Annotated in this window: 1 protein-coding gene; it reads left to right on the top strand. The window is 69.2% G+C overall.

What is annotated here, in order from left to right:
• Window positions 1–125: 125 nt before the first annotated feature.
• On the top strand, window positions 126–1,252 hold a 1,127-nt coding region (locus tag ON30_RS27890; protein ID WP_157183860.1), incomplete at its 3' end, for an acyltransferase domain-containing protein.

Genomic DNA, 1,252 nt, shown 5'->3' on the forward strand with positions numbered 1-1,252 from the left:
CGGCGGGTTCGGTGTCGGCGGGGGGTGTGCCTGTGGTGTGGGTGTTGTCGGCGCGTAGTGGTGCGGGTTTGGTGGGGCAGGCGGTGCGGTTGCGGGATTTCTTGTCTTCTGGTGGGGGTTCGGGTGTGGATGTGGTGGGGGTGGGGGCGATGTTGGCGCGGCGGTCGGTGTTCGAGCATCGTGCGGTGTTGATCGGTTCTTCTCGTGAGGAGTTGGTGTCACGGTTGCAGGCGTTGATCGCCGGTGAGTCGAGCCCGGGTGTGGTGGTGGGGCGTGCGGTGGAGGGGAAGACGGTGTTCGTGTTCCCGGGTCAGGGGGCGCAGTTCCTGGGGATGGGACGCGAGCTGTATGAGCGTTTTCCGGGTTTCGCGGTCGCGTTCGACGAGGCCGCGGCGGCGTGCGCGGCGGCGCCGGGGTCGGTGGTGTCGGGGCGGTCGTTGAGCGAGGTGGTGTGGGGTGTCGACGCGGGAGAGTTGAACTCGACGGTGTGGGCGCAGCCGGGGTTGTTCGCGGTGGAGGTGGGGTTGTGTGCGTTGTTGACCGAGTTCGGGGTGTCACCGGATGTGGTGTTGGGGCATTCGTTGGGGGAGATCACGGCGGCTTATGTGGCGGGCGTGGTGGATTTGTCGGGTGCGGCGGCGTTGGTGATGGGGCGGGCACGGTTGATGGCGGGGTTGCCCTCGGGCGGGGCGATGGTCTCGGTGCGCGCCGCTGCGGACACGGTGGAGCCGTTGTTGACCGGTTCGGGGGTGGACCTGGCGGCGGTGAACGGCCCGGAGGCGGTGGTGATCTCGGGTCCGAGTGAGGCGGTGGCGCGGGTGGTGGGGGTGTTGGCCGGGCAGGGGGTCAAGACGACGGAGTTGGCGGTGTCGCACGCTTTCCATTCGGCGTTGATGGAGCCGGTGTTGGAGGAGTTCGCGCGGGTGGTGGCGGGGGTGTCGGTGTCGGCGCCGCGGGTCGCGGTGGTCTCGAATCTGGACGGTCGACTGAGTCCGGAAGGATACGGGGCGGGGGACTATTGGGTACGCCATCTGCGCGAGACGGTGCGTTTCGGCGAGTCGATGGCCACGGTCGCGGGGTTGGGTACGGGGGTGCGGGTCCTGGAGGTGGGGCCTGCTGCGTTGACGTCGTTGGTGGGCGAGGCGACAGGGTCTTCGGGGGTGGCGTTGATGCGTCGGGGCCGCGACGACGTGGCCGCAGTGGTGCAGGGACTGGCCGCGGCGTTCGTGGCGGGTGTGGGTGTGGATTGGTC

This window comes from Nocardia takedensis NBRC 100417 (genome assembly GCF_000308695.1).
Classification (GTDB): domain Bacteria; phylum Actinomycetota; class Actinomycetes; order Mycobacteriales; family Mycobacteriaceae; genus Nocardia; species Nocardia takedensis.